This window comes from Pseudomonas citri (assembly GCF_025336485.1).
Classification (GTDB): Bacteria; Pseudomonadota; Gammaproteobacteria; order Pseudomonadales; family Pseudomonadaceae; genus Aquipseudomonas; species Aquipseudomonas citri.
On sequence record NZ_JAODAB010000002.1, the window covers coordinates 249,969 to 273,794 of the forward strand.

Consider the following 23,826-nt stretch of genomic DNA (forward strand, 5'->3'; position numbering starts at 1 on the left):
CTGTTATTTGTCCGGGCTGTCGATGATCAATTGTTGCGGCGTCGTGGTGCTGCTCGCCAGGGGTTGGCTGCGGCCGACCCACTCGCCGGCGGTCGGTTGACCGGCGCGGGAAATCCGCGCCACCAGTTGGACTTCAGGGAAGTTCGACAGTTTCAGCTGCGGCATCATCGCGTCCGCGTCACCCAGTTCGACCGTGGCGGGCAGGTCAGCGACCGTCAGGCGCTTGGCCGCCAACGGTGCCGGCGGACCGGAAACGGCGCGGGCGAAGACGAACACGCTGTCACCCGGCTGCACATTGGCCTTGAGCGCCGGTGCCAGGTCGACACGCACTTTCAACAGTGCCGCAACCTTGGCCGCCGGGGCCTGGGCGACCTTGCCGCCGCTGGCGTGCAGTTTTTCGGTGGCGCGGGCGATGCCGCCTTGCAGCGCTTCGCGGGACTTGTCGCCCTCGGGCAGTTCCGCGAGCAGACGCCCCCAGTAGTCGATCGCCTGCTGGTAGCGTTCGCCTTCGAACGCGGCGATGCCCAATAAGCCGAGGCTGGTGACTTCTTTCGGATCGAGCTTCAGCGCTTCGTCGGTCAGGGCCTGGGTCTTGTCCGACCATTTCTTGCCATCGGCGAAATACTGCGCCTGGGCCCACTGGCCCAGCAGTTCCGGTTGGCGGCCGGCCACGGCCACGGTGCGTTCGAAGATTCTCGCCGCATCCGCCGGGCGATCTTGCGCCATGTAGGTACGCCCGAGGAAATACAGGCCCTCGGCGGAATCCGGTTGCGCCGCCACCGCACGCTCCAGGCGCTGGGTCATTTCTTCCATGGACTGCGGCGCCTGGGCGAATTCGCGGGTCAGCTCGACCTTGTCGCTGGCGCCAAAGTGCAAGTACAGCGCCAGGCCCAGCACGGGCACCAGCACAGCGGCGAGCACCGGCAACGGCTTGCCCAAGCGGGACTCGCGCGGTGCTTCGGCCCCTTCGGTGTCAGCCAGCAGCTCACGGGCGGCTTCGGCGCGACCGGTGTCCAGTTGCGCGGCGTTGAGCACGCCCTCCTCCCGCTCGGCCTGCAATTCGGCGACGCGCTCCTGGTACAACGCCACGTTGAGCGCCGTACGGTCCTCTTCCAATTGGGCACGACGACCGCGCAGAACAGGGATCAACACAAAACTCAGGGCAACCAGGAGAAGCAGACCTGCGGCGAGCCAGAAATCAATCATGCTTGGTTTTATCCAACAGTTGGTCGAGGCGCTGGCGCTCTTCGACAGAAAGCGTGTCCGGGGCGGCGCTGCGCTGGACACGACGGCGACGCACGATCACCGCGATGACGACGAAACCACCGAGCAACAGCGCGGCAGGGCCAAACCAGAGCAGCGCAGTCTTGGAGGACAGGGCCGGGTTGTAGCGCACGAACTCACCGTAGCGATCGACCATGAAGTCGATGATCTGCTGGTTGTCCTTGCCCTCGCCCAGCATGCGGAAGATTTCCTTGCGCAAGTCGGCGGCAATCGGGGCGTTGGAGTCGGCGATGTCCTGGTTCTGGCACTTGGGGCAGCGCAGTTCCTTGGTCAGCTCGCGAAACCGCTCGCGCTCGCCATCGTTGGCGAACTCGTAGGTGTCGATGGCGGCATGGGCCACGCCGGCCAGGCCCAGACCGAGGATGACGGCGGCTAACCAACGCCTCATGGCTTGGCCTCGTCCACCAGTGCCTGGTACGTGGCGGCGAGCTTCTCGCGCCAGACCTGCTCATCGATCACGCCGACGAACTTGTCGCGGATGATGCCCTTGGCGTCGATGAAGAAGGTTTCCGGCGCGCCATACACACCAAGGTTCAGGCCCAGGGAGCCGTCTTCGTCGCGGATGTCCAGTTGGTACGGATTGTGGAATTCGCTCAGCCACTTCAAGGCGTCGGCATTGACGTCCTTGTAGTTGACGCCGTAGATCACCACGCCGTTCTGCGCCAGCTTGTTGAGCACCGGGTGCTCGACCCGGCAGGAAATGCACCAGGTCCCCCAAACGTTGACCAGTGCCGGCTTGCCCAGCAGGTCGGCACGGGTCAGGGTTCTGTCACCCTGCACGTTGGGCAGGGAAAACTCCGGGAACGGTTTGCCGATCATCGCCGACGGCAGTTGCGCCGGGTTGAGGAAAAGCCCTCGGTACAAAAAGACCGCCACCACCAGGAACAGCGCCAGTGGCAACACCATCATCCAACGTTTCATGCAGTGGCTCCCGTCATGCCCAGGGTCTCACGCACCCGGGCCTTCACCTTGACTCGATAACGACGATCCAGCGCCGCCAGCATCCCGCCCAGGGCGGTGAGCAGGCCACCAAACCAGATCCAGCGCACGAACGGCTTAACGTGGACCCGCACCGCCCAGGCACCGTCGCCCAAAGATTCTCCCAACGCCACGTAGAGGTCGCGCGTGAACCCGGCATCGATCCCGGCTTCGGTCATCATCGAGCCCTGCACGGTATAGAGGCGTTTTTCCGGATGCAGCACAGTGATTTCCTGGCCGTTGCGCATGACCCGAACGGTGCCTTTGTCGGACGTGAAATTCGGACCTTCAAAATGCTTGGCACCGTCGAAAACGAACTGATAGCCGGCCAGGTCCATAGCGTCTCCCGGAGCCAGGCGCAGGTCACGCTCGGCACTGTTCTGGCTGGAGAGCACCACACCCAAGGCGCAGACGGCGATGCCCAGGTGCGCGAGCTGCATGCCCCAATAGCTGCGGGTCAAGGTCGGCAGGCCCTTGATCAAGCCCTTGTGGCGAGTCTTGTCGAAGATGTCCCGCACGCCGGCCAGCAGTACCCAGGCGGCCAGCACGAAGGTCGCCAGCACCGCCCAGTTGAAGTCGCCATAGGCAACACCGGCAATCACCGCCAGGGCAGCCGTGCCCAACATCACGGGGGTCAACATGCCCAGTAGCCATTTGACCGGCGTGTCTTTCCAGCGCACCAGCACGCCGACGGCCATCACCACCATCAGGATCGCCATCAGCGGGATGAACAACGCGTTGAAGTATGGCGGTCCGACCGAGAGCTTGGCGCCGGACAACGCATCGAGCACCAGCGGGTACAACGTCCCCAGCAAGATCATCGACGCAGCCACCACCAATACCAGGTTGTTGCCCAGCAACAGGGTTTCCCGCGACCAGAGGTTGAAGCCGACCTGGCTTTTCACCACCGGCGCGCGCAAGGCGAACAACGTCAGCGAGCCGCCGACCACGAACAGCAGGAACATCAGGATGAACACGCCGCGCTCGGGGTCCGAGGCGAACGCATGCACCGAGGTCAGCACGCCGGAACGCACCAGGAAGGTCCCCAGCAGGCTCAGGGAGAACGCCGCGATGGCCAGCAGCACCGTCCAGCTTTTGAACACGCCGCGTTTTTCCGTGACGGCCAGGGAGTGAATCAATGCCGTACCCACCAGCCAGGGCATGAAGGAGGCGTTTTCCACCGGGTCCCAGAACCACCAGCCGCCCCAGCCGAGTTCGTAGTAAGCCCACCAGGATCCCAAGGTGATGCCGATGCCCAGGAAGGCCCAGGCGACGATGGTCCACGGACGCGACCAGCGCGCCCACGCGGCATCGAGGCGACCACCGAGCAACGCGGCGATGGCGAAGGCGAAGGCTACGGAGAAACCGACGTAGCCCATGTAGAGCATCGGCGGGTGGACGATCAGGCCGATGTCCTGCAGCAACGGGTTGAGGTCGCGGCCATCCGTTGGCATCTGCGGCAGGATGCGTTCGAACGGGTTGGACGTGACGATCAGGAACAGCAGGAAACCGCTGCTGATCATGCCCATCACCGCCAGCACCCGGGTCAGCATCACTTGCGGCAATTGCCGGGAGAACACCGAGACGGCGAAGGTCCAGCCGCCAAGAATCAGTGCCCAGAGCAGCAACGAGCCTTCGTGGGCGCCCCACACGGCACTGAACTTGTAGTACCAGGGCAAGGCACTGTTGGAGTTGCTGGCCACATAGGCGACGGAGAAATCGTCGGTCATGAAGGCGTAGGTCAGGCAACCGAAAGCGAACACCATGAACGCGAACTGGCCCCATGCCGCCGGCCGGGCCAGGCCCATCCACAGACGGTCGCCGCGCCAGGCACCGAGCAACGGCACCACGGCCTGTACCAACGCAAGGCACAAGGCCAGGATCATCGCCAGGTGACCCAGCTCGGGAATAAAGATGCCGGTATTCATCGCTCAACCCTCCTTCGCTGGGACAGGCGCCGACTGGCCGCTGTCTTTCAGGGCCTTGGTCACTTCCGGCGGCATGTATTTTTCATCGTGCTTGGCCAGCACTTCGTCGGCCACCACCACACCGTCGGCGTTGAGCTTGCCCAGGGCGACGATGCCCTGGCCTTCGCGGAACAGGTCCGGGAGGATGCCGCGGTAGGTGATGGTCACGGTCTTGTTGAAGTCGGTGACGTTGAATGTCACGTCCAGCGAATCCCCGGAACGCACCAGCGAGCCCTTTTCAACCATCCCCCCGGCGCGGATGCGGGTATCCTTCGGCGCTTCGCCGTTGGCGATCTGGGTCGGGGTGTAGAACAGGTTGATGTTCTGCTGCAAGGCGCTCAAGGCCAGGGCGACCGCGGCGCCAACGCCGACCAGGATTGCAAGAATGATGACAAGACGTTTTTTGCGCAGCGGATTCACCGACCGTTCTCCCGGCGCAGACGACGCGCCTCTTGTTGCAGATACCGCTTGCGGGCCAGGATCGGCACCGCCACGTTGAGGGCCAGCACCGCCAGGCAGATGCCATAGGCTGACCAGACATACAGGCCATGATGGCCCATGGCGAGAAAATCACCGAATGAAGCAAAACTCATCGAGCGACCTCCAGGCTGTTCTGTACTTCGGCTTTCACCCAGCTGGCGCGGGATTCGCGCTTGAGCACTTCCAGGCGCATGCGCAGCAACAGCACGGCGCCGAAGAAGCAATAGAAACCCAGCGCGCAGAGCAGCAGCGGCAGCCACATCTCGACAGGCATCGCCGGTTTTTCGGTGAGTTTGAAGGTCGCGCCCTGATGCAGGGTGTTCCACCACTCCACCGAGTACTTGATGATCGGGATGTTGATCACCCCGACAATCGCCAGCACCGCGCAGGCCTTGGCGGCACTGTCACGATTACTGATGGCGTTGCCCAGCGCAATAAGACCGAAGTACAGGAACAGCAGGATCAGCATCGACGTCAGTCGGGCATCCCAGACCCACCATGAACCCCAGGTCGGCTTGCCCCAGATCGCGCCGGTCACCAGCGCCACGGCGGTCATCCAGGCACCGATGGGCGCGGCGCATTGCAGGGCCACGTCAGCCAGTTTCATTTTCCACACCAGGCCGACCACGCCGCACACTGCCAGCATCACGTAGATGGACTGGGCCAGCATCGCCGTGGGAACGTGGATATAAATGATGCGGAAGCTGTTGCCCTGCTGGTAATCCGGCGGGGCGAAGGCCAGCCCCCAGACCACGCCGCAGCCGATCAGCAGCAGAGCGAAGAGGCTCAACCAGGGCAGCAGCTTGCCGCTGATACCGTAGAACCACTTGGGTGAGCCAAGCTTATGAAACCAGGTCCAGTTCATTGCAGTTTCCATCACGGTTGCGGCTCGCCATCACGAACCGCCGGGTCTGCCTTTACTTCACACGGAAGTGGTCGTTTCTTGACCAGGCCTCGTTATTATTCGCCGACGCTGATCTTCAGGCCAGCGGCTATTGCAAAGGGTGTCAGGGTTATCGCCAGGGCGGTCAGGCTCCCAAGCCACAGCAGATAACCGGTTGCCGGCATGCCTTGCAGGGCCGCCTGCAAGGCGCCACTGCCCAGGATCAACACCGGGATATACAGCGGCAGGATCAGCAGCGCCAACAACAGGCCGCCACGCTTCAAGCCCACCGTCAACGCCGCGCCCACCGCACCGAGCAGGCTCAGCACTGGCGTGCCCAGCAACAACGAGACCAGCAGCACCGGCATGCAGGCAGCGGGCAAGCCCAGCATCATCGCCAGCAGCGGCGAGAGCAGCACCAGCGCCAGGCCGGAAAAAACCCAGTGTGCCAGTACCTTGGCCAAAACCAGAAGGGCCAGGGGGTGCGACGAAAGGACCCACTGTTCCAGGGAACCGTCTTCGAAATCACTGCGGAAAAGCCCGTCCAGCGAGAGCAGGACCGATAAAAGTGCCGCCACCCAGACCAACCCCGGCGACAAGGTTTGCAACAATTGAGTCTCCGGCCCGACCGCCAGCGGGAACAGTGCGATGACGATTGCAAAGAACACCAGCGGATTGGCCAACTCGGCCGGACGACGGAACAACAAGCGCGCCTCGCGGGCGAGCAACAGGCCAAACACACTCATACGGCCCAATTCCCCAGATCGATGTTGCGATAACCGGACGGCATCCGCGCCAAGGTGTGATGGGTGGTCAACAGCACCATGCCGCCCTGCTCGCAGTGTCGGGCCAGGTGCTCTTCGAGCTGCGCCACCCCTTGCTTGTCCAGGGCGGTGAACGGTTCATCGAGGATCCACAGCGGTGGGCCGTCGAGGTACAACCGGGCCAGGGCCACGCGGCGTTGCTGGCCGGCGGAAAGGGTGTGACATGGAACATCTTCGAAACCACGCAGTCCCACCGTCGCCAACGCCTGCCAGATCGCCTCGCGCGCCACCGGTCGATGCAGCGCGCACAACCAACTGAGGTTTTCTTCGGCGGTCAACAGATCCTTGATGCCAGCGGCATGGCCAATCCAGAGCAGGTTGCGGGCCAGTTCGCTGCGCTGGCCATGCAACGGCTGGCCATTGAGCAGCACTTGGCCTGCGGTGGGGTGCATCAATCCGGCCAGCAGCCGCAACAGGCTGGTCTTGCCGCTGCCGTTGGGCCCGCTGATCTGCACCATATCGCCAGGCGAGAGTCTCAATTCGAGGTGTTCGAAAAGCAGCCGCGAGTCTCGCTCACAGGCGAGGCCGACGGTTTGCAAAAGAGGACTGGTCAAGGGATTGCGGGCCTTATACGGTTCAAGTCGGCGCTGCTGCGGCCGTTAAAGAGATGCAGCATAGATGCATTGACGGCCTGTTCCACAGAGCTGCGTCAAACAATTGCAAGGTTTTCGCCACACCCTGAAAGACGGGCGGCATTATACATGCGATGCCCTACTCTAATGAGGGCATTTTTCTCCAAGGTAAGCGCTTAGATGACAGGCGACATGAACATCCCGCCGCTGCCCCAGCCCACGGCGGCGACGCGTATGCCAGCAGTCAGCGGCGAGTTGCTCAAGCTGCTGGTGCCAGCCGAAGGCCTGATTCGCTCGGGCCAGACCGCACAGGCCGAAGTGCTGTCGCTCAAGCAGGCCGACCAGACTTTCCAGCTGTTGCTCAAGGTCACCCTGGAGGGCGGCCGCCAGACCACCGTGCAGGCCACCAGCACCCAACCGTTGCCCCAAGGCACCAGCCTGGCCGTGACCCAGCCATCGGCCAGCAACCTGGCGATTACGGTGCAACAGGCCATCGTCTCCAGCGTCGCCACCCTCACCCGTCTCGACACCGCACAGATGCCGGTAGGCACGCTGCTGCAAGGCAAGGTGCTGACCAGCCAGGCGTTGCCAACGGTGCCAGGGCAGCCGGCGGTCTATCGCTCGTTGGTGAACCTGGTCAACACCGCCCAGGCCGGCAGTACGCTGGACATCGACAGCCCCCAGCCGCTGCGCGTCGGCACGCTGCTCAGCGCCCAGGTGCAAGACGCCCAGACGCTGAAATTCGTTCCGCTGAGCAACCGCCAGGAGCAACTGGCGGTGAGCCAGCAACTGGTCACTCAAATCAGCCGCCAGGGTTCGCTGGACAATCTGATCAGCGCCCTGCAAAACCTGCCGGCCACTGACGATACCGGCGCCGAACTGCGTGCCGCGGTGACGCGCTTGCTGGCTGGCCTGCCGGATGCCCAGCAACTGAGCTCGCCCAAAGGCCTGGCCCAAGCCATGGCCGCCAGCGGCGTGTTCCTGGAAAGCAAACTGCTGGCCGGGCAGCCCCCGGCGCTGGTGCCGGACATGAAAAGCGACCTGCTGAAACTGATCGCCCAACTGACCCCGGCCCTGCCCGCCTCCACCAACCTTGGCGCCATCATCGCTGCCAACACACTGGCCCAGGCGCTGCCCAGTTTCGTGCGCAGTGCCCTGGGGATGCTCGGCCAGGTCAGCGCCAAGCCGCCACCTACCAGCTTCCCCCTGCCCTCGCGGCTGCTCAAGGAGCAGGACGAAGAAGGCGATCTGGAGCACCTGTTGCGCCTGGCCGCTGCCGCGGTGTCACGCCTGCAAAGCCACCAGTTGTCGAGCCTGGAACAGACCGGCCTGACCGATGACGGTCGGTTGATGAGCACTTGGCAGTTGGAAATCCCGATGCGCAACCTGCAGGACATCGTGCCGTTGCAAGTCAAGCTCCAGCGCGAGGAAACCCCGTCCCGCGAGCATCCCCCAGAACGCAAGGAAGAGCGTGAGCGCGAGCCGAAACAGCAACTCTGGCGGGTAGAACTGGCGTTCGACATGGAACCGCTCGGGCCGCTGCAGGTTCAGGCCCAATTGCTCAGCGGCAGCCTGTCCAGCCAGCTGTGGGCGGAACGGCCCTATACCGCGAGACTGATCGAAAGCAACCTGAAGGCACTGCGTGAACGCCTGCTGGACTGCGGCCTGGATGTCAGCGAACTGGATTGCCATCTCGGCATTCCCCCCCAAGGCCCCAAGACACGCCTGGAACAACGCTGGGTGGACGAAACCGCATGACAAACCACACCGAAGCGCGCCAGGCCATCGCCCTCAAATACGACGGCCACCACGCCCCGACCCTCACCGCCAAGGGCGACGAAGCCCTGGCCGAGGAAATCCTGCGCATTGCCCGGGAAAGTGAAGTGCCGATCTACGAGAATGCCGAGCTGGTGAAGTTGCTGGCGCGACTGGAACTGGGGGACAGCATCCCGGAGGAGTTGTACCGCACGATCGCCGAGATCATCGCGTTTGCCTGGAACCTCAAGGGCAAGTTTCCCAAGGGCTTCGATCCGAATGCGCAAGAGAGGGAGAAGGATGTAACGGGACGTGGCGAGGACTACTGACCACGATAACCTCGGGATAAAAAGATCCTTGCTGCTACTCGATGTGTCCGGAATCAAACGGCGCACCAACCTGTGGGAGCAAAGCTTGCTCGCGATTGGGGCAGGTCAGTCGACAATTGTCTTGACTGGTCTACCGCTATCGCGAGCAAGCTTTGCTCCTACAGGTTTTGCGGCTTGAGGCGCTCACCCGCCCCTATGCAGCTTGCTCATCAACTCCGCCTCGGCCTGGGTCAAGCCGCAAGCCTGGGTCAGTTCGTCGACGCTGGCGCCCATGCCCACCAGGCGGGCGGCCTGGGCGAAGGACAGGCTGGAGGGGTCGCGTTGCTCCAGCTGGGCGAGTTTGTCCGGCAACGGCGCGAGCACGGCACGCAGTTCATGGATGGCTTCGCCCATGCGCACGGTGCCGTTCTGATAATCGTCGACGCGCTTGGCCAGGTCTTTGATGCGCTGGTCGCGCAGCGCATCACCCTGGGCCTGCTGAGCGGCGACCTGCCGCTGGCCACGAATGTAGGCCAGGAACATCGCCAGCGTGCCTGCCCAGAACAGGAACAGGACAATGACTGCTACCTCAAGAATCAATCAGATACTCTCCAGTTCCGACCATTCTTCTTCACTCATCATTTTTTCCAGCTCGACCAGGATCAGCAACTCATTGTTCTTGTTGCAAACGCCCTGGATGAACTTGGCCGACTCTTCGTTACCCACGTTAGGTGCGGTTTCGATTTCCGACTGACGCAAGTAAACCACTTCGGCGACGCTGTCGACGAGGATGCCGACCACTTGCTTGTCAGCCTCGATGATCACGATACGGGTGTTGTCGTTGACCTCGGTGGAGTTCAGGCCGAAGCGCTGGCGGGTATCGATCACCGTGACCACGTTGCCACGCAGGTTGATGATCCCCAGCACGTAGCTGGGTGCGCCCGGTACCGGAGCGATCTCGGTATAGCGCAACACTTCCTGAACGCGCATCACGTTGATGCCATAGGTTTCGTTATCGAGCTTGAAGGTCACCCATTGCAAGATCGGATCTTCGGAACCCTTGAGAGACGACGCCTTATCATTCATACCCTGACCCCTCGAAAAACCGCCTGTGGCGGTGTGTGTTCTGCCCGGCGACGCGGTGCGTCACCGGTTTTCTATTTCGGTTTCCGGACCGGCTTGGCGCCGCCCAGGTGTTTTGCCCCGCCACTGGCAATCAGCTCGGCCAGTTCGGAAACGTCCAGCAAGGCGCACATGTGCTCGATCACCGTGCCGGCCAGCCATGGCCGTTGCCCTCGATGGCTGCGCCACTTGATCTCGTTCGGGTCCAGGCGCAACGAACGGCTGACCTGATGCACCGCCAGCCCCCACTCGTAACCTTGCACCGAAATCACGTACTGCAAGCCCTGGCGAAAATCATCGCGATAGCGGTCGGGCATCACCCAGCGAGCAGTGTCCAGCACCTTCAGGTTGCCGGCCTGGCTCGGCAGGATGCCGAGAAACCATTCCGGCTGGCCGAACAACGGTGTCAATTCATGCCCAGCCAGGGAATAAATCGATCCCAGGCATACCAGCGGCACCGCCAGGGTCAACCCGGCCACATCGAACAACAGACACTCGAACGGCTCGGCGGCCCAGGCCGGACGATCATCGACCTGCACCGGCGGCGGTGTATTGCTCGGTGGCAGATGGACCTCCACCACGGGCGTCACCAGGCCCTGCAACAATGGGGCGACGGTGGACACCGGCGCCAGGATCGGCGCGGGAGCATCCAGCACCGCCACCTTAGGCTTGCTGAACGGTGCCTCGACCGCTGCGGCAATCACTGACTGCTTCGCATCACGGGCCTGCTCTTCGAGCACGGCCGCCTGGAACTCATCCAACACACCTTCGGCTTCGACGGGTTCGGGCAATGCCTCGACCACGCTCGGTTGCGGTGGCAGTTCTTCAGTCGCTTCCTGCAATAGCCCGTCCAGGTAGGACTGCAAGGCCAGTTGCGGGCGCGAGGTTGTCTTTATCGGGCGGCTCATGAAAACAACCCGCCCCTTGAAAAGGTTATCGGCACGGATACCTCAGGACTTGAGCGCTCGCAGGCAAGCGCGATGCCGGTGGAAAGCCTCATCACTTCAAGCCACCTGCTGCGGGACGAGCTGCTGGGCCAGCAGGTGCTTGAGCAGCGCCCGGTACGCCAGCACGCCACGGCTCTTGCCATCGAATTGCGAAGGGGTCACACCGGTACGGCTGGCGTCGCGCAAGCGCGTGTCGACCGGGATATAGCCCTGCCAGATGTCATCCGGGTATTTGTCGCGCAATACGCGCAAGGTGCCCAGGGACGCCTGGGTACGACGATCGAACAAGGTCGGCACGATGTTGAAGGCCAGCGACTGCTTGCGCGAGCGGTTGACCATCGCCAGGGTATTGACCATGCGCTCCAGGCCCTTGACCGCCAGGTGCTCGGTCTGCACCGGGATCACCAGTTGCTGGCTGGCCGCCAAGGCATTGACCATCAACAGGCCAAGCAAGGGCGGGCTGTCGATGATCGCGTAGTCGAAATCCTGCCAAAGCTGCGCCAGACTCTTGGCGATCACCAGGCCCAGGCCGCTCTGCCCCGGCGACTGCCGTTCGAGGGTGGCCAGCGCGGTGCTCGACGGCAACAGGGAAATCCGCTCGTCGCTGGTGGACAGCAACAACTGCCCCGGCAACCCCTCTGGCACGCTGCCCTTGTGCAGGAACAGGTCATAGTTACTGTGCTCGAGGCTGTCGGGGTCGTAGCCAAAATAGCTGGTCATCGAGCCATGGGGGTCCAGGTCGACGATAACGACGCGCTTGCCCGCCTCGGCCAGCAACCCGGCTAACGCAATGGAAGATGTGGTCTTGCCCACACCACCTTTTTGATTGGCGACTGCCCAGACTCTCATTCGGATCGTTCCTCCCGGTCGAAACAGGCTCGACCGAGAAATAGCTCGGTTATAAGGCGGGTGACGGAGAATTGACGGCACTCTGTCTTCCCGACGATTTGATCGGGGACGGTGCAGTTTGTGTGCCAGCCCGCTTCAATGCGGCATCCGGAGTTGCATTGGCGGTGCCTGTACCGGTCAGGCTGCGCCGTACGTCGAGGTTGCGCGAGACCACCAACACCACGCGGCGGTTGCGTGCCCGCCCCTCGGCGGTGGCGTTGTTGGCCACTGGCTGGAACTCGCCGTAGCCCACCGAGGCCAGGCGGCCGGGGTTCACACCCTGCATCGCCAGCATGCGCACGATGCTGGCCGAACGGGCCGAGGACAGCTCCCAGTTGGTCGGGTATTGCGCGGTACGGATCGGCTGGTCATCGGTGAAGCCTTCGACATGGATCGGGTTGTCGAATGGCTTCAGGATCGCCGCCACCTTGTCGATGATATTGAATGCCATGTCGCTGGGCATTGCGTCGCCGCTGCCGAACAACAGGCTGGAGTTGAGTTCGATCTCGACCCACAGCTCGTTGCCGCGCACGGTCATCTGGTTGGATTTGATCAGGTCGCCGAATGCCGCGCTGATGTCGTCGGCGATGCTCTTCAACGGGTCGTTGCTGCCGGCAATGCCAGCCTCGACCTGTTCGGAGTCCTTGACCAGCGGCTTGGCCGGCGTGCTGCTCCTGGGCCGCTCCTCGCCAATGGGAATAGGCTTGAGGGCGCGATCGGAATCGGTGAAGACGCCGATCAAGGCCTCGGAAATGATTTTGTACTTGCCTTCGTTGATCGACGAGATCGAATACATGACCACGAAGAAGGCGAACAGCAGCGTGATGAAGTCGGCGTAGGAAACCAGCCAGCGTTCATGATTGACGTGTTCTTCATGATGCCTGCGGCGCGCCATGATCCATTACTCCCATTAATCCATGAAGCCCTGGAGCTTCAATTCAATGGAACGCGGGTTTTCACCTTCGGCGATGGACAGGATGCCTTCAAGCAGCATTTCGCGATAACGCGACTGGCGCAACGCGATGGACTTGAGCTTGGCGGCAATCGGCAGCAACACCAGGTTGGCACTGGCCACGCCATAGATCGTGGCGACGAACGCCACGGCGATGCCGCTGCCCAGCTGCGAGGGGTCGGCCAGGTTGCCCATCACATGGATCAGCCCCATCACCGCCCCGATGATACCGATGGTTGGCGCGTAGCCGCCCATGCTTTCGAACACCTTGGCCGCTTCGATATCACGGCTTTCCTGGGTGTAGAAATCCACTTCGAGAATGCTGCGAATGGCCTCCGGCTCGGCGCCGTCGACCAGCAATTGCAGGCCCTTGCGCGAGTAATTGTCGGGCTCGGCGTCAGCGATCCCTTCCAGGCCCAACAAGCCTTCCTTGCGCGCGGTCAGGCTCCAGTTCACCACGCGGTCGATGCCACCGGCCAGGTCGACCCGTGGCGGGAACAGGATCCAGGCCAGCACCTGGATGGCTCGCTTGAAGGCACTCATGGGCGACTGCAACAGCGCCGCGCCAATGGTGCCGCCGAGCACGATCAACGCCGCCGGACCATTGGCCAAGGCCCCGAGGTGACCGCCCTCCAGGTAATTGCCGCCAATGATGGCGACGAACGCCATGATGATGCCGATCAGGCTGAGCACATCCATTACTGGCAGGCCTCGACGAGGTGTCTACCGATGTCATCCAGGCTGTACACTGCATCGGCGAGGTCGGCCTTGACGATGGCCATCGGCATGCCGTAGATCACGCAGCTCGCTTCGTCCTGGGCCCAGATCGAACTACCCCCCTGCTTGAGCAGGCGGGCGCCTTCGCGACCGTCGGCGCCCATACCGGTGAGCACCACCGCCAGAACTTTGTCACCGTAGGACTTGGCGGCGGAACCGAAGGTAATGTCCACGCAAGGCTTGTAGTTCAGACGCTCATCGCCTGGCAGGATTTTCACCGCGCCACGGCCATCGACCATCATCTGCTTGCCCCCCGGCGCCAGCAGTGCCAGGCCAGGACGCAGGATATCGCCATCCTCGGCTTCCTTGACGCTGATGCGGCACAGCTTGTCCAGGCGCTCGGCAAACGCCTTGGTGAAGGCAGCGGGCATGTGTTGGATCAGCACGATGGGCGCCGGGAAGTTGGCCGGCAGTTGGGTCAGGACCCGCTGCAACGCCACCGGACCGCCCGTGGAAGTACCGATGGCCACCAGTTTGTAGGCTTTGCGCTTGGGCGCGACGGACGATGAGGCAGACGATGGCGCCGGAGCTGGCGCAGCGACTGCCGGACGGGCAGGCGCACTGCGAACCGGTGGCGGATTGAAGCTGCTCGACGGAGCCGTCGGTGCCGGCGCAGGGCTTGGCGCAGCCGCGGGTGCCGACGGGCTGAAGGAGCCGAAACGTCGGTTGCTGCGGGAAATGCTGTGGACCTTTTCGCAGAGCAATTGCCGGACTTTGTCCGGGTTGCGCGAAATGTCTTCGAAATTCTTCGGCAGGAAATCCACTGCCCCGGCGTCCAGCGCATCGAGGGTCACCCGGGCGCCTTCGTGGGTCAGGGACGAGAACATCAACACGGGGGTCGGGCAGCGCTGCATGATGTGCCGCACAGCCGTGATGCCGTCCATCATCGGCATCTCGTAGTCCATGGTGATCACGTCTGGCTTGAGACTCAGCGCCTGATCGATCGCCTCTTTACCATTGGTCGCCGTACCGACCACCTGAATGCTCGTATCCGCTGAAAGAATTTCCGAGACGCGACGGCGGAAGAACCCCGAATCGTCCACCACCAGGACTTTAACTACCATAAACACTCCGTTAGGCGAGGCGCGGCCCTGGGCCACGCCCCTCCAGAATCAAATACGCCGTGCGGCGTAACGCTTGAGCATGCTTGGCACATCGAGGATCAAGGCGATGCGGCCGTCACCGGTGATGGTGGCGCCAGACATGCCCGGTGTGCCCTGGAGCATCTTGCCCAACGGCTTGATGACCACTTCTTCCTGGCCCACCAACTGGTCGACAACGAAGCCGATCCGCTGGGTACCTACCGAAAGGATCACCACATGGCCTTCACCCTGCTCCTCGTGGACCGCAGAGCTGACCAGCCAGCGCTTGAGGTAGAACAGCGGCAGCGCCTTGTCCCGCACGATCACCACTTCCTGGCCGTCCACCACGTTGGTGCGCGACAGGTCGAGGTGGAAGATCTCGTTGACGTTGACCAGCGGGAAGGCGAACGCCTGGTTGCCCAGCATCACCATCAGGGTCGGCATGATCGCCAGGGTCAGCGGGACCTTGATCAGGATCTTCGAACCCGAGCCCTTGACCGAATGGATATTGATCGAGCCATTGAGCTGGGAGATCTTGGTTTTCACCACGTCCATGCCCACGCCGCGGCCCGATACGTCGGAAATCTCGGTCTTGGTGGAGAAGCCCGGGGCGAAGATCAGGTTGTAGCACTCGGTATCGCTCAAGCGGTCGGCGGCGTCCTTGTCCATGACACCACGCTTCACCGCGATGGCACGCAACACTTCCGGGTCCATGCCCTTGCCGTCGTCGGAGATCGACAGCAGGATGTGGTCGCCCTCCTGCTCCGCGGCCAGCACGACCTTGCCGCTACGGGCCTTGCCCGAGGCCTCGCGCTCTTCCGGCGACTCGATACCATGGTCGACCGCGTTGCGCACCAAGTGGACCAGCGGGTCGGCCAGGGCCTCGACGAGGTTCTTGTCGAGGTCGGTCTCTTCGCCCACCAGTTCCAGGTTGATTTCTTTCTTGAGCTGGCGAGCCAGGTCGCGAACCAAACGCGGGAAGCGGCCGAAGACTTTCTTGATCGGCTGCATCCGGGTCTTCATCACCGCGGTCTGCAGGTCGGCCGTGACCACGTCGAGGTTCGACACGGCCTTGGACATGGCTTCGTCCTGGCTGTTGAGGCCCAGGCGCACCAGGCGGTTACGCACCAGCACCAGTTCGCCGACCATGTTCATGATCTCGTCCAGGCGTGCGGTGTCGACCCGAACGGTGGTTTCGGCTTCGCTGGTCGGTTTTTCCGCCGGCGCAGCCGCCGGGGCACGGGCAGGCGTCGCAGCCGCAGCGGCTGGCTTGGCGGGCTCGGTCTTTGGCTCCGGCGCCTTGGCAACAGGTTTTGGCGCAGCCTTGGCCGCCGGTGCGCTGGCTACGGTTGCTGCGGCGGCAGGCGCAGCGGTGGCTGTGCCGACTTCGCTGAACTTGCCCTTGCCATGCAACTCATCGAGCAACGATTCGAATTCGTGGTCAGTGATCAGGTCACTGCCTGCCGCCGCGGCGGCAGGCTGGGCCGGCGTCGGCGCCGAAGCGATGGCCGAATCCAGTGCCTCGACGGCAAAGTTGCCCTTGCCGTGCAACTGGTCGAGCAAGGCTTCGAATTCGTCATCGGTAATGTCGCCACTGTCGCTCTCGACCTTCGCTGCAACGGGTGCGGTCGGTGGAACGAGCGAATCGGCAGCGAACTGACCCTTGCCGTGGAGCTGATCGAGCAACGACTCGAACTCGGCATCGGTGATCTCGTCACCGGCTGCATCGCCCGTCGAGGCAGCCGCAGCGGCAGGTTGCGCCGGAGCCTGGGCCTCGGCCTTGGCCGCGCTCAGCGAATCCAGCAGTTGTTCGAATTCGTTATCGGTGATGTCGTCCGACGCCTCGGCGACCGGTTCTTCGACCACCGGCTCTTCAACGACCGGCTCGACCGCTACGGCCTCATCGGCCGACTGCGGCTCGGCCAGGCGCGACAGCGCGGCGAGCAACTCTGGTGTGGCGGGAGTGATCGGCGAACGGTCACGCACTTCGCTGAACATGCTGTTGACCGCATCCAGCGCCTCAAGCACCACGTCCATCAATTCCGCATCAACGCGACGCTCACCCTTGCGCAGGATGTCGAACACGTTCTCGGCAATGTGACAGCACTCCACCAACTCGTTGAGCTGGAGGAAGCCGGCGCCTCCTTTTACAGTGTGGAAACCGCGAAAAATTGCATTGAGCAGGTCCGCATCGTCAGGCCGGCTTTCCAGCTCGACCAGTTGCTCGGACAGTTGCTCTAGAATCTCGCCGGCCTCAACCAGGAAATCCTGAAGGATCTCTTCATCGGCGCCGAAGCTCATTAATGGATGCTCCTAAACAGGGCTAATACTCTAAAACTCAGAACCCAAGGCTGGACAACAGATCGTCCACATCGTCCTGACCAGACACAACGTCTTCTCTTTTATCGGCATGAATCTGCGGACCTTCACCCTGAGAGAGATGTTTTTGTGGATCTTTTTCAGCGAGTATTGCCGCACGGTCATGTTCGATGCCCGCAAAGCGGTCCACCTGACTGGCCATGAGCACGAGCTTGAGCAAATTGCTTTCGACTTCGGTGACCAGTTGGGTCACGCGTTTGATCACCTGGCCGGTCAGGTCCTGATAGTCCTGGGCCAGCAGGATGTCGTTGAGGTTGCTGGCCACGGCACGGCTGTCGGTGCTGCTGCGCGCCAGGAAACCGTCGACCCGACGAGCCAGCTCGCGGAATTCTTCAGCACCGACTTCGCGACGCATGAAACGGCCCCAGTCGGCGCTCAACGCCTGGGCTTCGTCACCCAGGCCGTTGACCAGCGGCGTAGCGTTTTCCACCAGGTCCATGGTGCGGTTGGCCGCGGCTTCGGTCAGCCTGACCACATAACCCAGACGCTCGGTGGCGTCGGTGATCTGCGAGACTTCCTCAGCCTGCGGCATGTGCGGGTCGATCTGGAAGTTGACAATCGCGCTGTGCAGTTCACGCGTCAGCTTGCCGACTTCCTGATACAGGCCGCGGTCACGGGTCTGGTTGAGCTCATGGATCATTTGAACAGCATCGCCGAAGCGGCCTTTTTCAAGGCTGTCGACGAGTTCGCGGGCATGTTTTTTCAGGGTCGATTCGAAATCGCCCATTGAAGATTCGTTATGCTCCATAGCTCCCCCGGGGCGCCGTTAACCGATGCGTTCGAAGATTTTTTCGATCTTCTCTTTCAACGCCTGGGCCGTGAAGGGTTTGACCACATAGCCGTTCACACCGGCCTGGGCCGCTTCGATGATCTGCTCGCGCTTGGCTTCGGCAGTGACCATCAGCACCGGGAGGTGCTTGAGTTTTTCGTCGGCACGCACCTGACGCAGCAGGTCGATACCGGTCATGCCCGGCATGTTCCAGTCGGTGACCAGGAAATCGAAATTGCCACTGTGCAACATCGGGAGCGCGGTGGTCCCGTCATCTGCCTCGGCCGTGTTGGTGAACCCCAGGTCACGCAACAGGTTTTTTATGATCCGCCGCATCGTTGAGAAATCATCAACGATGAGGATTTTCATGTTCTTGTCCAATTCGACCTCCAAGCAGTCTTAAACGCGCCCAGCACCTGGGCGCGCCATTTCAATCAATCCGGCACAACGCTCGACAACGGTATGGAGCGCGACGGACAAGGACTGACGCAATGCACGCCAGGCCAACCTCGTTCGCAGCGCCCAACACTGCCGTCAACGCGCTCGCCACTCCCCCAAACGCCCCCGCAAACGGGCCGCGCACTGGCTGTGTAACTGGCTGACCCGCGATTCGCTGACCCCCAGGACCTCACCGATTTCCTTGAGGTTCAGCTCTTCGTCGTAGTACAGCGCCAAGACCAGTCGCTCACGCTCCGGCAAATTGGCAATCGCATCCGCCAGCGCACCCTGGAAGCGCTCGTCTTCCAGGTCACGCGCCGGCTCCATGTAAGCACTTGCGCCATCCTCATGCAGTCCTTCGTGTTCGCCGTCCTGCAACAGGTCGTCGAAACTGAACAGGCGACTGCCCAAGGTATCGTTCAAAATCCCGTAATAATCATCGAGACTCAACTGGAGTTCGGCCGCAACCTCATGATCTTTAGCGTCACGCCCGGTTTTAGCTTCAATTGCACGGATTGCGTCGCTGACCATGCGGGTATTGCGGTGCACCGAACGCGGTGCCCAGTCACCCTTGCGGACCTCGTCGAGCATCGCACCGCGAATGCGGATACCGGCATAGGTCTCGAAACTGGCACCTTTGCTCGCGTCGTATTTGTTCGCAACTTCCAGCAAGCCAATCATGCCCGCCTGGATCAGGTCCTCGACCTGCACACTGGCCGGCAGCCGCGCCAGCAAGTGGTAAGCGATGCGCTTGACCAGCGGCGCGTAACGCTCGATCAATTCGTATTGGGCGTCCCGTGCCGATTTCTTGTAGAGATGGTTGTAACTGCTGGCTGTCATAACACGGGCCCTGCTGTTTGTTGCACGAGACGCTCGACGAAAAATTCCAGATGCCCGCGCGGATTGGCCGGCAGCGGCCAGGTATCGACCTTCTGGGCGATCGCCTTGAACGCCAGCGCGCATTTGGAACGTGGAAAAGCTTCATAGACGGCGCGCTGCTTCTGGACGGCCTTGCGCACGCTTTCGTCGTAAGGCACCGCGCCGACGTATTGCAGGGCGACGTCCAGGAAGCGATCCGTGACCTTGGTCAGCTTGGCGAACAGGTTGCGCCCTTCCTGCGGGCTCTGCGCCATGTTGGCCAGGACACGGAAGCGGTTCATGCCATAGTCGCGATTCAACAGCTTGATCAGGGCATACGCGTCGGTGATGGAAGTCGGTTCGTCGCAGACCACCAGCAACACTTCCTGGGCCGCGCGGACGAAGCTGACCACCGAATCGCCAATGCCGGCGGCGGTGTCGATCACCAGCACATCGAGATTGTCGCCAATATCGCTGAAGGCCTGGATCAGGCCCGCGTGCTGGGCCGGAGACAGGTGAACCATGCTCTGGGTGCCAGAGGCCGCCGGCACGATACGAATCCCGCCAGGCCCCTGCAGCAACACGTCGCGCAGTTCGCAGCGGCCTTCGATCACATCCGCCAACGTGCGTTTGGGGGTCAGCCCCAGGAGCACGTCGACGTTCGCCAGGCCCAGGTCGGCGTCCAGTAGCATGACCCGTCGGCCAAGCTCTGCCAGAGCCAGGGACAAGTTCACTGACACGTTAGTCTTGCCGACGCCACCTTTGCCGCCGGTCACCGCGATCACCTGTACGGGATGCATGCTGCCCATGTTCGTTCTTTACCTTGTCTTCTTAGACGGAGGCCACATTACTGGCTGCGCGTTCACACACGGAACAATGCATGGCAGACCATCGATGTAGGTACAAAAAATATTCATATTACCTCAGCTGACCTGTTTGGTCGGGCTGTGGTAGATGTCAGCGAACATGTCAGCCATGGCTTCTTCGCTGGGTTCTTCCTGCATTTGCACACTCACGGCACGACTGACCAGTTGATGACGACGCGGCAGATGCAAATCATCCGGGATCCGCGGCCCATCGGTCAGGTAGGCCACCGGCAGTTCATGACCGATCGCCAGGCTCAACACCTCGCCCAGGCTTGCCGTTTCGTCCAGCTTAGTCAGGATGCAGCCGGCCAGCCCACAGCGCTTGTAGCTGTGATATGCGGCGGTTAGAACCTGTTTCTGGCTGGTGGTTGCCAACACGAGATAATTTTTTGACTTGATACCGCGCCCAGCCAGACTTTCGAGCTGCATGCGCAGGGCCGGGTCGCTGGCTTGCAGGCCGGCGGTATCGATCAACACCACGCGTTTGCGCAGTAACGGCTCCAGCGCCTGGGCCAGGGATTGGCCCGGGTCCACATGGGTCACCGACACATTGAGGATCCGGCCCAGGGTCTTGAGTTGCTCCTGGGCGCCGATACGGAAACTGTCCATGCTCACCAGGGCAATGCTCTGGGCGCCGTACTTGAGTACGTAACGGGCGGCAAGCTTGGCCAGGGTGGTGGTCTTGCCCATGCCGGCAGGACCGACCATGGCAATCACCCCGCCCTCTTCCAACGGTTCGACGTCCGGGGTGGCGATCATGCGCGCCAGGTGTGCCAGGAGCATACGCCAGGCCTGGCGAGGTTCTTCGATGCCTTTGATCAACGCCAGCAGGTCCCGGGACAACGGGCCGGAGAGGCCGATGCGTTGCAGGCGGCGCCACAGGTTGGCTTGCGCCGGCTGGCTACCTTGCAACTGGTTCCAGGCCAGGGAACCCAGCTGGACTTCCATCAATTCACGCAGGCTGTTGAGTTCGGAGCGCATCGAGTCCAGGGTCCGCGTGTCGACACCCCGGGCCGGTGCGGCGGGCTCAGGTTGCGGACGACGCGGCTCGGCCTGGACCTGTTCGACCAGTGGTTCGGCAGCCGTCAGCGGCAGGCCGGCGGTCAACGGCTGACCGGCGAACAATTGACGATTGGTGCCCGCAGCGGCCTCGCCTTCGCTGCTGCGCAAGCTCAATTCTGCCTGGGCGCTGGCGATGCGCGACTGGGTCTTGCGCAGCTCATCCTCGAGTTCCATGTTCGGAACACGCGGGGCCAGCGCCGACAATTTGTAATCCAGTGCCGCTGTCAGTTCCACACCGCCGGCGATCCGGCGATTACCGATGATGGCCGCTTCAGCGCCCAGCTCGTCACGAACCAGCTTCATGGCCTGACGCATATCGGCGGCGAAAAAACGCTTCACTTGCATAAACCACTACCTCAGCCGTTGGGCCCTACTGTCGCAACGATGGTCACTTGCTTGTTGTCCGGTATTTCCTGGTAAGCCAGCACATGCAACCCCGGAACCGCGAGGCGCCCGAACCGCGAGAGCATCGCGCGAATCGGACCGGCCACCAGCAGGATCACCGGTTGGCCTTGCATCTCCTGCCGCTGGGCTGCATCGATCAGCGAACGTTGCAGCTTCTCGGCCATGCTTGGCTCCAGCAGAACGCCCTCTTCCGAGCCTTGTCCTGCCTTCTGCAAACTATTGAGCAATATCTGTTCCAACCTTGGTTCCAGGGTGATCACAGGCAGCTCGGACTCAGTGCCTACAATGCTTTGGACGATTGCACGGGATACGCCGACACGTACCGCAGCCACCATTGCGGCGGTATCTTGACTCTTGGAAGCGTTGTTGGCGATGGCTTCGGCAATGCTGCGAATGTCGCGCACCGGCACCTGCTCGGCCAACAGCGCCTGCAGGATCTTGAGCAACTGCGACAACGACAGCACACCGGGCACCAGCTCTTCGGCCAATTTTGGCGAGCCTTTGGCCAATACTTGCAGCAATTGCTGGACTTCTTCGTGACCGATCAGCTCGCTGGAGTGCTTGTACAGAATCTGGTTCAGGTGGGTCGCTACCACCGTACTGGCGTCCACCACGGTATAGCCGAGGGACTGGGCCTGGGCGCGCTGGCTGATTTCGATCCACACCGCCTCCAGGCCGAAAGCCGGATCCTTGGCGGTGATACCGTTGAGCGTACCGTAGACCTGCCCCGGGTTGATCGCCAGCTCGCGGTCCGGATAGATCTCGGCTTCCGCCAGGATCACGCCCATCAACGTCAGGCGATAGGCACTCGGCGCCAGGTCGAGGTTGTCGCGGATGTGCACGGTGGGCATCAGGAAGCCCAGGTCCTGGGACAACTTCTTGCGCACGCCCTTGATCCGCGCGAGCAACTGGCCACCCTGGTTGCGGTCGACCAGGGGAATCAGGCGATAGCCGACTTCCAGGCCAATCATGTCGATGGGCGTCACGTCATCCCAGCCCAGTTCCTTGGTTTCCATGGCGCGGGCCGGCGACGGCAACAGCTCCTGCTGACGCTTGACCTCTTGCAGGGCCAGCGCCTTCTTGGTGTTTTCTTTCTTCCAGAACAGGTAGGCACCACCCGCCACTACGGCGGCCATGGTCAGGAAGGAAATATGGGGCATGCCCGGCACCAGGCCCATCACCGCCATCAGGCCGGCCGCTACCACCAGGGCCTTGGGCGAAGCGAACATCTGCCGATTGATCTGCTTACCCATGTCTTCCGAACCGGAAGCACGGGTCACCATGATCGCCGCGGCGGTGGACAACAGCAGTGATGGCAATTGCGCCACCAAACCGTCACCGATGGTCAGCAAGGCGTAGACCTTGCCCGCATCGCCAAAGGACATGCCGTGCTGGAACATGCCCACGGCCATACCGCCGATCAGGTTGATGAACAGAATCAGCAGGCCGGCGATGGCGTCGCCGCGCACGAACTTGCTGGCACCGTCCATGGAGCCATAGAACTCGGCTTCCTGGGCCACTTCCAGGCGGCGGGCCTTGGCCTGGCTCTGGTCGATCAGGCCGGCGTTGAGGTCGGCGTCGATCGCCATTTGCTTGCCTGGCATCGCATCGAGGGTGAACCGCGCGCTTACTTCGGAAATCCGCCCGGCGCCCTTGGTCACCACCACGAAGTTGATGATCATCAAGATCGCGAAGACCACGATACCAACCACATAGTTACCGCCGATCACCACCTCGCCGAAGGCCTGGATCACCTTACCAGCCGCGGCGTGGCCCTCCTGGCCATGGAGCATCACCACCCGCGTGGATGCCACGTTCAGCGCCAGGCGCAACAACGTCGCCACCAGCAGGATGGTTGGGAATACGGCAAAATCCAGCGGCCGCAGGGCGTATACGCACACCAGCAGCACAACGATCGACAGGGCGATGTTGAACGTGAAGAACACGTCCAGCAGGAACGGCGGCACCGGCAGCATCATCATGGCGAGCATGACCAGCAGCAGCAGCGGCACGCCCAGATTACCTCGACTGAGGTCTACGACATTGCTACGCGCGGCGCTGAGTAACTGAGAGCGATCCACCAATAATCCCCGTTCCTGTGAAGCAAACTTTTGACGCCCTGGACGGGCGCAGACGGGGTATTGCAAGAAGCCTTCCAACTTTTGCCGGAGGCTGAAATAGAGGGGCCGAAGCGACTTCAGCCCAATGGAAGCGAGCCTGCTCCGGGCGG

General features: G+C 62.2%; 25 protein-coding genes. 2 read left to right on the plus strand and 23 right to left on the minus strand.

Annotated elements, in window-relative coordinates; genetic code table 11:
- Positions 1 to 3: 3 nt before the first annotated feature.
- The 9 genes from ccmI to ccmA all read right to left on the minus strand — a co-directional run bounded on the left by ccmI (position 4) and on the right by ccmA (position 6,970).
- Positions 4 to 1,206 (minus strand): c-type cytochrome biogenesis protein CcmI, encoded by a 1,203-nt coding sequence (ccmI, locus tag N4Q37_RS03350; protein ID WP_260955316.1) that lies wholly within the window; start codon positions 1,204 to 1,206, stop codon positions 4 to 6.
- Positions 1,199 to 1,672 (minus strand): cytochrome c-type biogenesis protein, encoded by a 474-nt coding sequence (locus N4Q37_RS03355; protein ID WP_260955318.1) that lies wholly within the window; start codon positions 1,670 to 1,672, stop codon positions 1,199 to 1,201. Before N4Q37_RS03355 ends, ccmI begins: the two co-directional genes overlap by 8 nt.
- The gene (locus N4Q37_RS03360; protein WP_260955320.1) at positions 1,669 to 2,205 is read right to left on the minus strand and encodes a DsbE family thiol:disulfide interchange protein; all 537 of its coding nucleotides are present in this window, start codon (positions 2,203 to 2,205) and stop codon (positions 1,669 to 1,671) included. Before N4Q37_RS03360 ends, N4Q37_RS03355 begins: the two co-directional genes overlap by 4 nt.
- The gene (locus tag N4Q37_RS03365) at positions 2,202 to 4,190 is read right to left on the minus strand and encodes a heme lyase CcmF/NrfE family subunit (protein WP_260955322.1); all 1,989 of its coding nucleotides are present in this window, start codon (positions 4,188 to 4,190) and stop codon (positions 2,202 to 2,204) included. The genes N4Q37_RS03360 and N4Q37_RS03365 overlap by 4 nt, the downstream gene beginning before the upstream one ends.
- A 3-nt stretch (positions 4,191 to 4,193) precedes the next feature.
- On the minus strand, positions 4,194 to 4,649 hold the full coding sequence (ccmE, locus tag N4Q37_RS03370; protein ID WP_260955324.1) for a cytochrome c maturation protein CcmE: 456 nt from the start codon (positions 4,647 to 4,649) through the stop codon (positions 4,194 to 4,196).
- Positions 4,646 to 4,822: a heme exporter protein CcmD gene (ccmD, locus tag N4Q37_RS03375; RefSeq protein ID WP_260955326.1), complete on the minus strand. Its 177-nt coding sequence runs from the start codon at positions 4,820 to 4,822 to the stop codon at positions 4,646 to 4,648. Before ccmD ends, ccmE begins: the two co-directional genes overlap by 4 nt.
- Positions 4,819 to 5,574, minus strand: a complete 756-nt coding sequence (locus N4Q37_RS03380; RefSeq protein ID WP_260955327.1) for a heme ABC transporter permease — start codon at positions 5,572 to 5,574, stop codon at positions 4,819 to 4,821. Before N4Q37_RS03380 ends, ccmD begins: the two co-directional genes overlap by 4 nt.
- 95 nt (positions 5,575 to 5,669) lie before the next feature.
- Complete coding sequence (ccmB, locus tag N4Q37_RS03385; RefSeq protein WP_003183957.1) at positions 5,670 to 6,338, minus strand: heme exporter protein CcmB; 669 nt, start codon at positions 6,336 to 6,338, stop codon at positions 5,670 to 5,672.
- Positions 6,335 to 6,970: a cytochrome c biogenesis heme-transporting ATPase CcmA gene (gene ccmA, locus N4Q37_RS03390; protein ID WP_260955332.1), complete on the minus strand. Its 636-nt coding sequence runs from the start codon at positions 6,968 to 6,970 to the stop codon at positions 6,335 to 6,337. The genes ccmB and ccmA overlap by 4 nt, the downstream gene beginning before the upstream one ends.
- Positions 6,971 to 7,168: 198 nt before the next feature.
- On the opposite strand from ccmA, the gene fliK reads away from it, so the two are divergent.
- Together fliK and N4Q37_RS03400 are read left to right on the plus strand one after the other, a co-directional pair.
- Positions 7,169 to 8,746, plus strand: coding sequence for a flagellar hook-length control protein FliK (fliK, locus tag N4Q37_RS03395; RefSeq protein WP_260955335.1), 1,578 nt, complete (start codon positions 7,169 to 7,171; stop codon positions 8,744 to 8,746).
- Positions 8,743 to 9,072, plus strand: a complete 330-nt coding sequence (locus N4Q37_RS03400) for an EscU/YscU/HrcU family type III secretion system export apparatus switch protein (protein ID WP_260955337.1) — start codon at positions 8,743 to 8,745, stop codon at positions 9,070 to 9,072. The genes fliK and N4Q37_RS03400 overlap by 4 nt, the downstream gene beginning before the upstream one ends.
- A 183-nt stretch (positions 9,073 to 9,255) precedes the next feature.
- Here N4Q37_RS03400 and N4Q37_RS03405 read toward each other — a convergent pair whose 3' ends face one another.
- The 14 genes from N4Q37_RS03405 to flhA all read right to left on the minus strand — a co-directional run bounded on the left by N4Q37_RS03405 (position 9,256) and on the right by flhA (position 23,677).
- Positions 9,256 to 9,651 carry a DUF2802 domain-containing protein gene (locus N4Q37_RS03405; protein WP_260955339.1) on the minus strand — a complete coding sequence of 132 codons (396 nt, stop codon included), beginning with the start codon at positions 9,649 to 9,651 and terminating at the stop codon, positions 9,256 to 9,258.
- On the minus strand, positions 9,652 to 10,137 hold the full coding sequence (locus N4Q37_RS03410; RefSeq protein WP_024778681.1) for a chemotaxis protein CheW: 486 nt from the start codon (positions 10,135 to 10,137) through the stop codon (positions 9,652 to 9,654).
- Between the two features lie 71 nt (positions 10,138 to 10,208).
- Positions 10,209 to 11,081 (minus strand): CheW domain-containing protein, encoded by an 873-nt coding sequence (locus N4Q37_RS03415; protein ID WP_260955343.1) that lies wholly within the window; start codon positions 11,079 to 11,081, stop codon positions 10,209 to 10,211.
- Positions 11,082 to 11,177: 96 nt separating this feature from the next.
- A complete protein-coding gene (locus N4Q37_RS03420) occupies positions 11,178 to 11,969 on the minus strand; it encodes a ParA family protein (protein ID WP_260955344.1) in 792 nt (263 codons plus the stop codon).
- 49 nt (positions 11,970 to 12,018) lie between these two features.
- Positions 12,019 to 12,903 carry a flagellar motor protein MotD gene (gene motD / locus N4Q37_RS03425; RefSeq protein WP_260955345.1) on the minus strand — a complete coding sequence of 295 codons (885 nt, stop codon included), beginning with the start codon at positions 12,901 to 12,903 and terminating at the stop codon, positions 12,019 to 12,021.
- 15 nt (positions 12,904 to 12,918) lie between these two features.
- Entirely contained in the window at positions 12,919 to 13,659 is a 741-nt protein-coding gene (locus N4Q37_RS03430; protein ID WP_260955348.1) for a flagellar motor protein, read from the minus strand.
- Positions 13,659 to 14,801 (minus strand): protein-glutamate methylesterase/protein-glutamine glutaminase, encoded by a 1,143-nt coding sequence (locus N4Q37_RS03435; protein ID WP_260955350.1) that lies wholly within the window; start codon positions 14,799 to 14,801, stop codon positions 13,659 to 13,661. Before N4Q37_RS03435 ends, N4Q37_RS03430 begins: the two co-directional genes overlap by 1 nt.
- 48 nt (positions 14,802 to 14,849) lie before the next feature.
- A complete protein-coding gene (locus N4Q37_RS03440; protein ID WP_260955352.1) occupies positions 14,850 to 17,120 on the minus strand; it encodes a chemotaxis protein CheA in 2,271 nt (756 codons plus the stop codon).
- Between the two features lie 37 nt (positions 17,121 to 17,157).
- On the minus strand, positions 17,158 to 17,946 hold the full coding sequence (locus N4Q37_RS03445) for a protein phosphatase CheZ (RefSeq protein ID WP_260955354.1): 789 nt from the start codon (positions 17,944 to 17,946) through the stop codon (positions 17,158 to 17,160).
- 18 nt (positions 17,947 to 17,964) lie between these two features.
- Entirely contained in the window at positions 17,965 to 18,336 is a 372-nt protein-coding gene (locus tag N4Q37_RS03450; protein WP_003199125.1) for a chemotaxis response regulator CheY, read from the minus strand.
- A 165-nt stretch (positions 18,337 to 18,501) separates the two neighbouring features.
- On the minus strand, positions 18,502 to 19,245 hold the full coding sequence (gene fliA / locus N4Q37_RS03455) for an RNA polymerase sigma factor FliA (protein WP_260955361.1): 744 nt from the start codon (positions 19,243 to 19,245) through the stop codon (positions 18,502 to 18,504).
- Complete coding sequence (fleN, locus tag N4Q37_RS03460; protein WP_003222917.1) at positions 19,242 to 20,072, minus strand: flagellar synthesis regulator FleN; 831 nt, start codon at positions 20,070 to 20,072, stop codon at positions 19,242 to 19,244. Before fleN ends, fliA begins: the two co-directional genes overlap by 4 nt.
- A gap of 114 nt (positions 20,073 to 20,186) precedes the next feature.
- Positions 20,187 to 21,536 carry a flagellar biosynthesis protein FlhF gene (gene flhF, locus N4Q37_RS03465; RefSeq protein ID WP_260955389.1) on the minus strand — a complete coding sequence of 450 codons (1,350 nt, stop codon included), beginning with the start codon at positions 21,534 to 21,536 and terminating at the stop codon, positions 20,187 to 20,189.
- 11 nt (positions 21,537 to 21,547) lie between these two features.
- Positions 21,548 to 23,677: a flagellar biosynthesis protein FlhA gene (gene flhA / locus N4Q37_RS03470; protein WP_260955639.1), complete on the minus strand. Its 2,130-nt coding sequence runs from the start codon at positions 23,675 to 23,677 to the stop codon at positions 21,548 to 21,550.
- Positions 23,678 to 23,826: the final 149 nt, after the last annotated feature.

Excerpts from the sequence above, each read along its gene's own strand:
- N4Q37_RS03380 (WP_260955327.1), bottom strand. The coding sequence starts at position 5,574 with ATGAACTGGACCTGGTTTCATAAGCTTGGCTCACCCAAGTGGTTCTAC.
- ccmI (WP_260955316.1), bottom strand. The coding sequence starts at position 1,206 with ATGATTGATTTCTGGCTCGCCGCAGGTCTGCTTCTCCTGGTTGCCCTG.
- fliA (WP_260955361.1), bottom strand. The coding sequence starts at position 19,245 with ATGACAGCCAGCAGTTACAACCATCTCTACAAGAAATCGGCACGGGAC.
- flhF (WP_260955389.1), bottom strand. The coding sequence starts at position 21,536 with ATGCAAGTGAAGCGTTTTTTCGCCGCCGATATGCGTCAGGCCATGAAG.
- N4Q37_RS03435 (WP_260955350.1), bottom strand. The coding sequence starts at position 14,801 with ATGGTAGTTAAAGTCCTGGTGGTGGACGATTCGGGGTTCTTCCGCCGT.
- N4Q37_RS03400 (WP_260955337.1), top strand. The coding sequence starts at position 8,743 with ATGACAAACCACACCGAAGCGCGCCAGGCCATCGCCCTCAAATACGAC.
- ccmD (WP_260955326.1), bottom strand. The coding sequence starts at position 4,822 with ATGAGTTTTGCTTCATTCGGTGATTTTCTCGCCATGGGCCATCATGGC.
- N4Q37_RS03415 (WP_260955343.1), bottom strand. The coding sequence starts at position 11,081 with ATGAGCCGCCCGATAAAGACAACCTCGCGCCCGCAACTGGCCTTGCAG.
- N4Q37_RS03430 (WP_260955348.1), bottom strand. The coding sequence starts at position 13,659 with ATGGATGTGCTCAGCCTGATCGGCATCATCATGGCGTTCGTCGCCATC.
- fliK (WP_260955335.1), top strand. The coding sequence starts at position 7,169 with ATGACAGGCGACATGAACATCCCGCCGCTGCCCCAGCCCACGGCGGCG.
- N4Q37_RS03355 (WP_260955318.1), bottom strand. The coding sequence starts at position 1,672 with ATGAGGCGTTGGTTAGCCGCCGTCATCCTCGGTCTGGGCCTGGCCGGC.
- N4Q37_RS03440 (WP_260955352.1), bottom strand. The coding sequence starts at position 17,120 with ATGAGCTTCGGCGCCGATGAAGAGATCCTTCAGGATTTCCTGGTTGAG.
- N4Q37_RS03365 (WP_260955322.1), bottom strand. The coding sequence starts at position 4,190 with ATGAATACCGGCATCTTTATTCCCGAGCTGGGTCACCTGGCGATGATC.
- N4Q37_RS03420 (WP_260955344.1), bottom strand. The coding sequence starts at position 11,969 with ATGAGAGTCTGGGCAGTCGCCAATCAAAAAGGTGGTGTGGGCAAGACC.
- ccmB (WP_003183957.1), bottom strand. The coding sequence starts at position 6,338 with ATGAGTGTGTTTGGCCTGTTGCTCGCCCGCGAGGCGCGCTTGTTGTTC.
- N4Q37_RS03445 (WP_260955354.1), bottom strand. The coding sequence starts at position 17,946 with ATGGAGCATAACGAATCTTCAATGGGCGATTTCGAATCGACCCTGAAA.
- N4Q37_RS03360 (WP_260955320.1), bottom strand. The coding sequence starts at position 2,205 with ATGAAACGTTGGATGATGGTGTTGCCACTGGCGCTGTTCCTGGTGGTG.
- N4Q37_RS03450 (WP_003199125.1), bottom strand. The coding sequence starts at position 18,336 with ATGAAAATCCTCATCGTTGATGATTTCTCAACGATGCGGCGGATCATA.
- motD (WP_260955345.1), bottom strand. The coding sequence starts at position 12,903 with ATGGCGCGCCGCAGGCATCATGAAGAACACGTCAATCATGAACGCTGG.
- N4Q37_RS03410 (WP_024778681.1), bottom strand. The coding sequence starts at position 10,137 with ATGAATGATAAGGCGTCGTCTCTCAAGGGTTCCGAAGATCCGATCTTG.
- fleN (WP_003222917.1), bottom strand. The coding sequence starts at position 20,072 with ATGGGCAGCATGCATCCCGTACAGGTGATCGCGGTGACCGGCGGCAAA.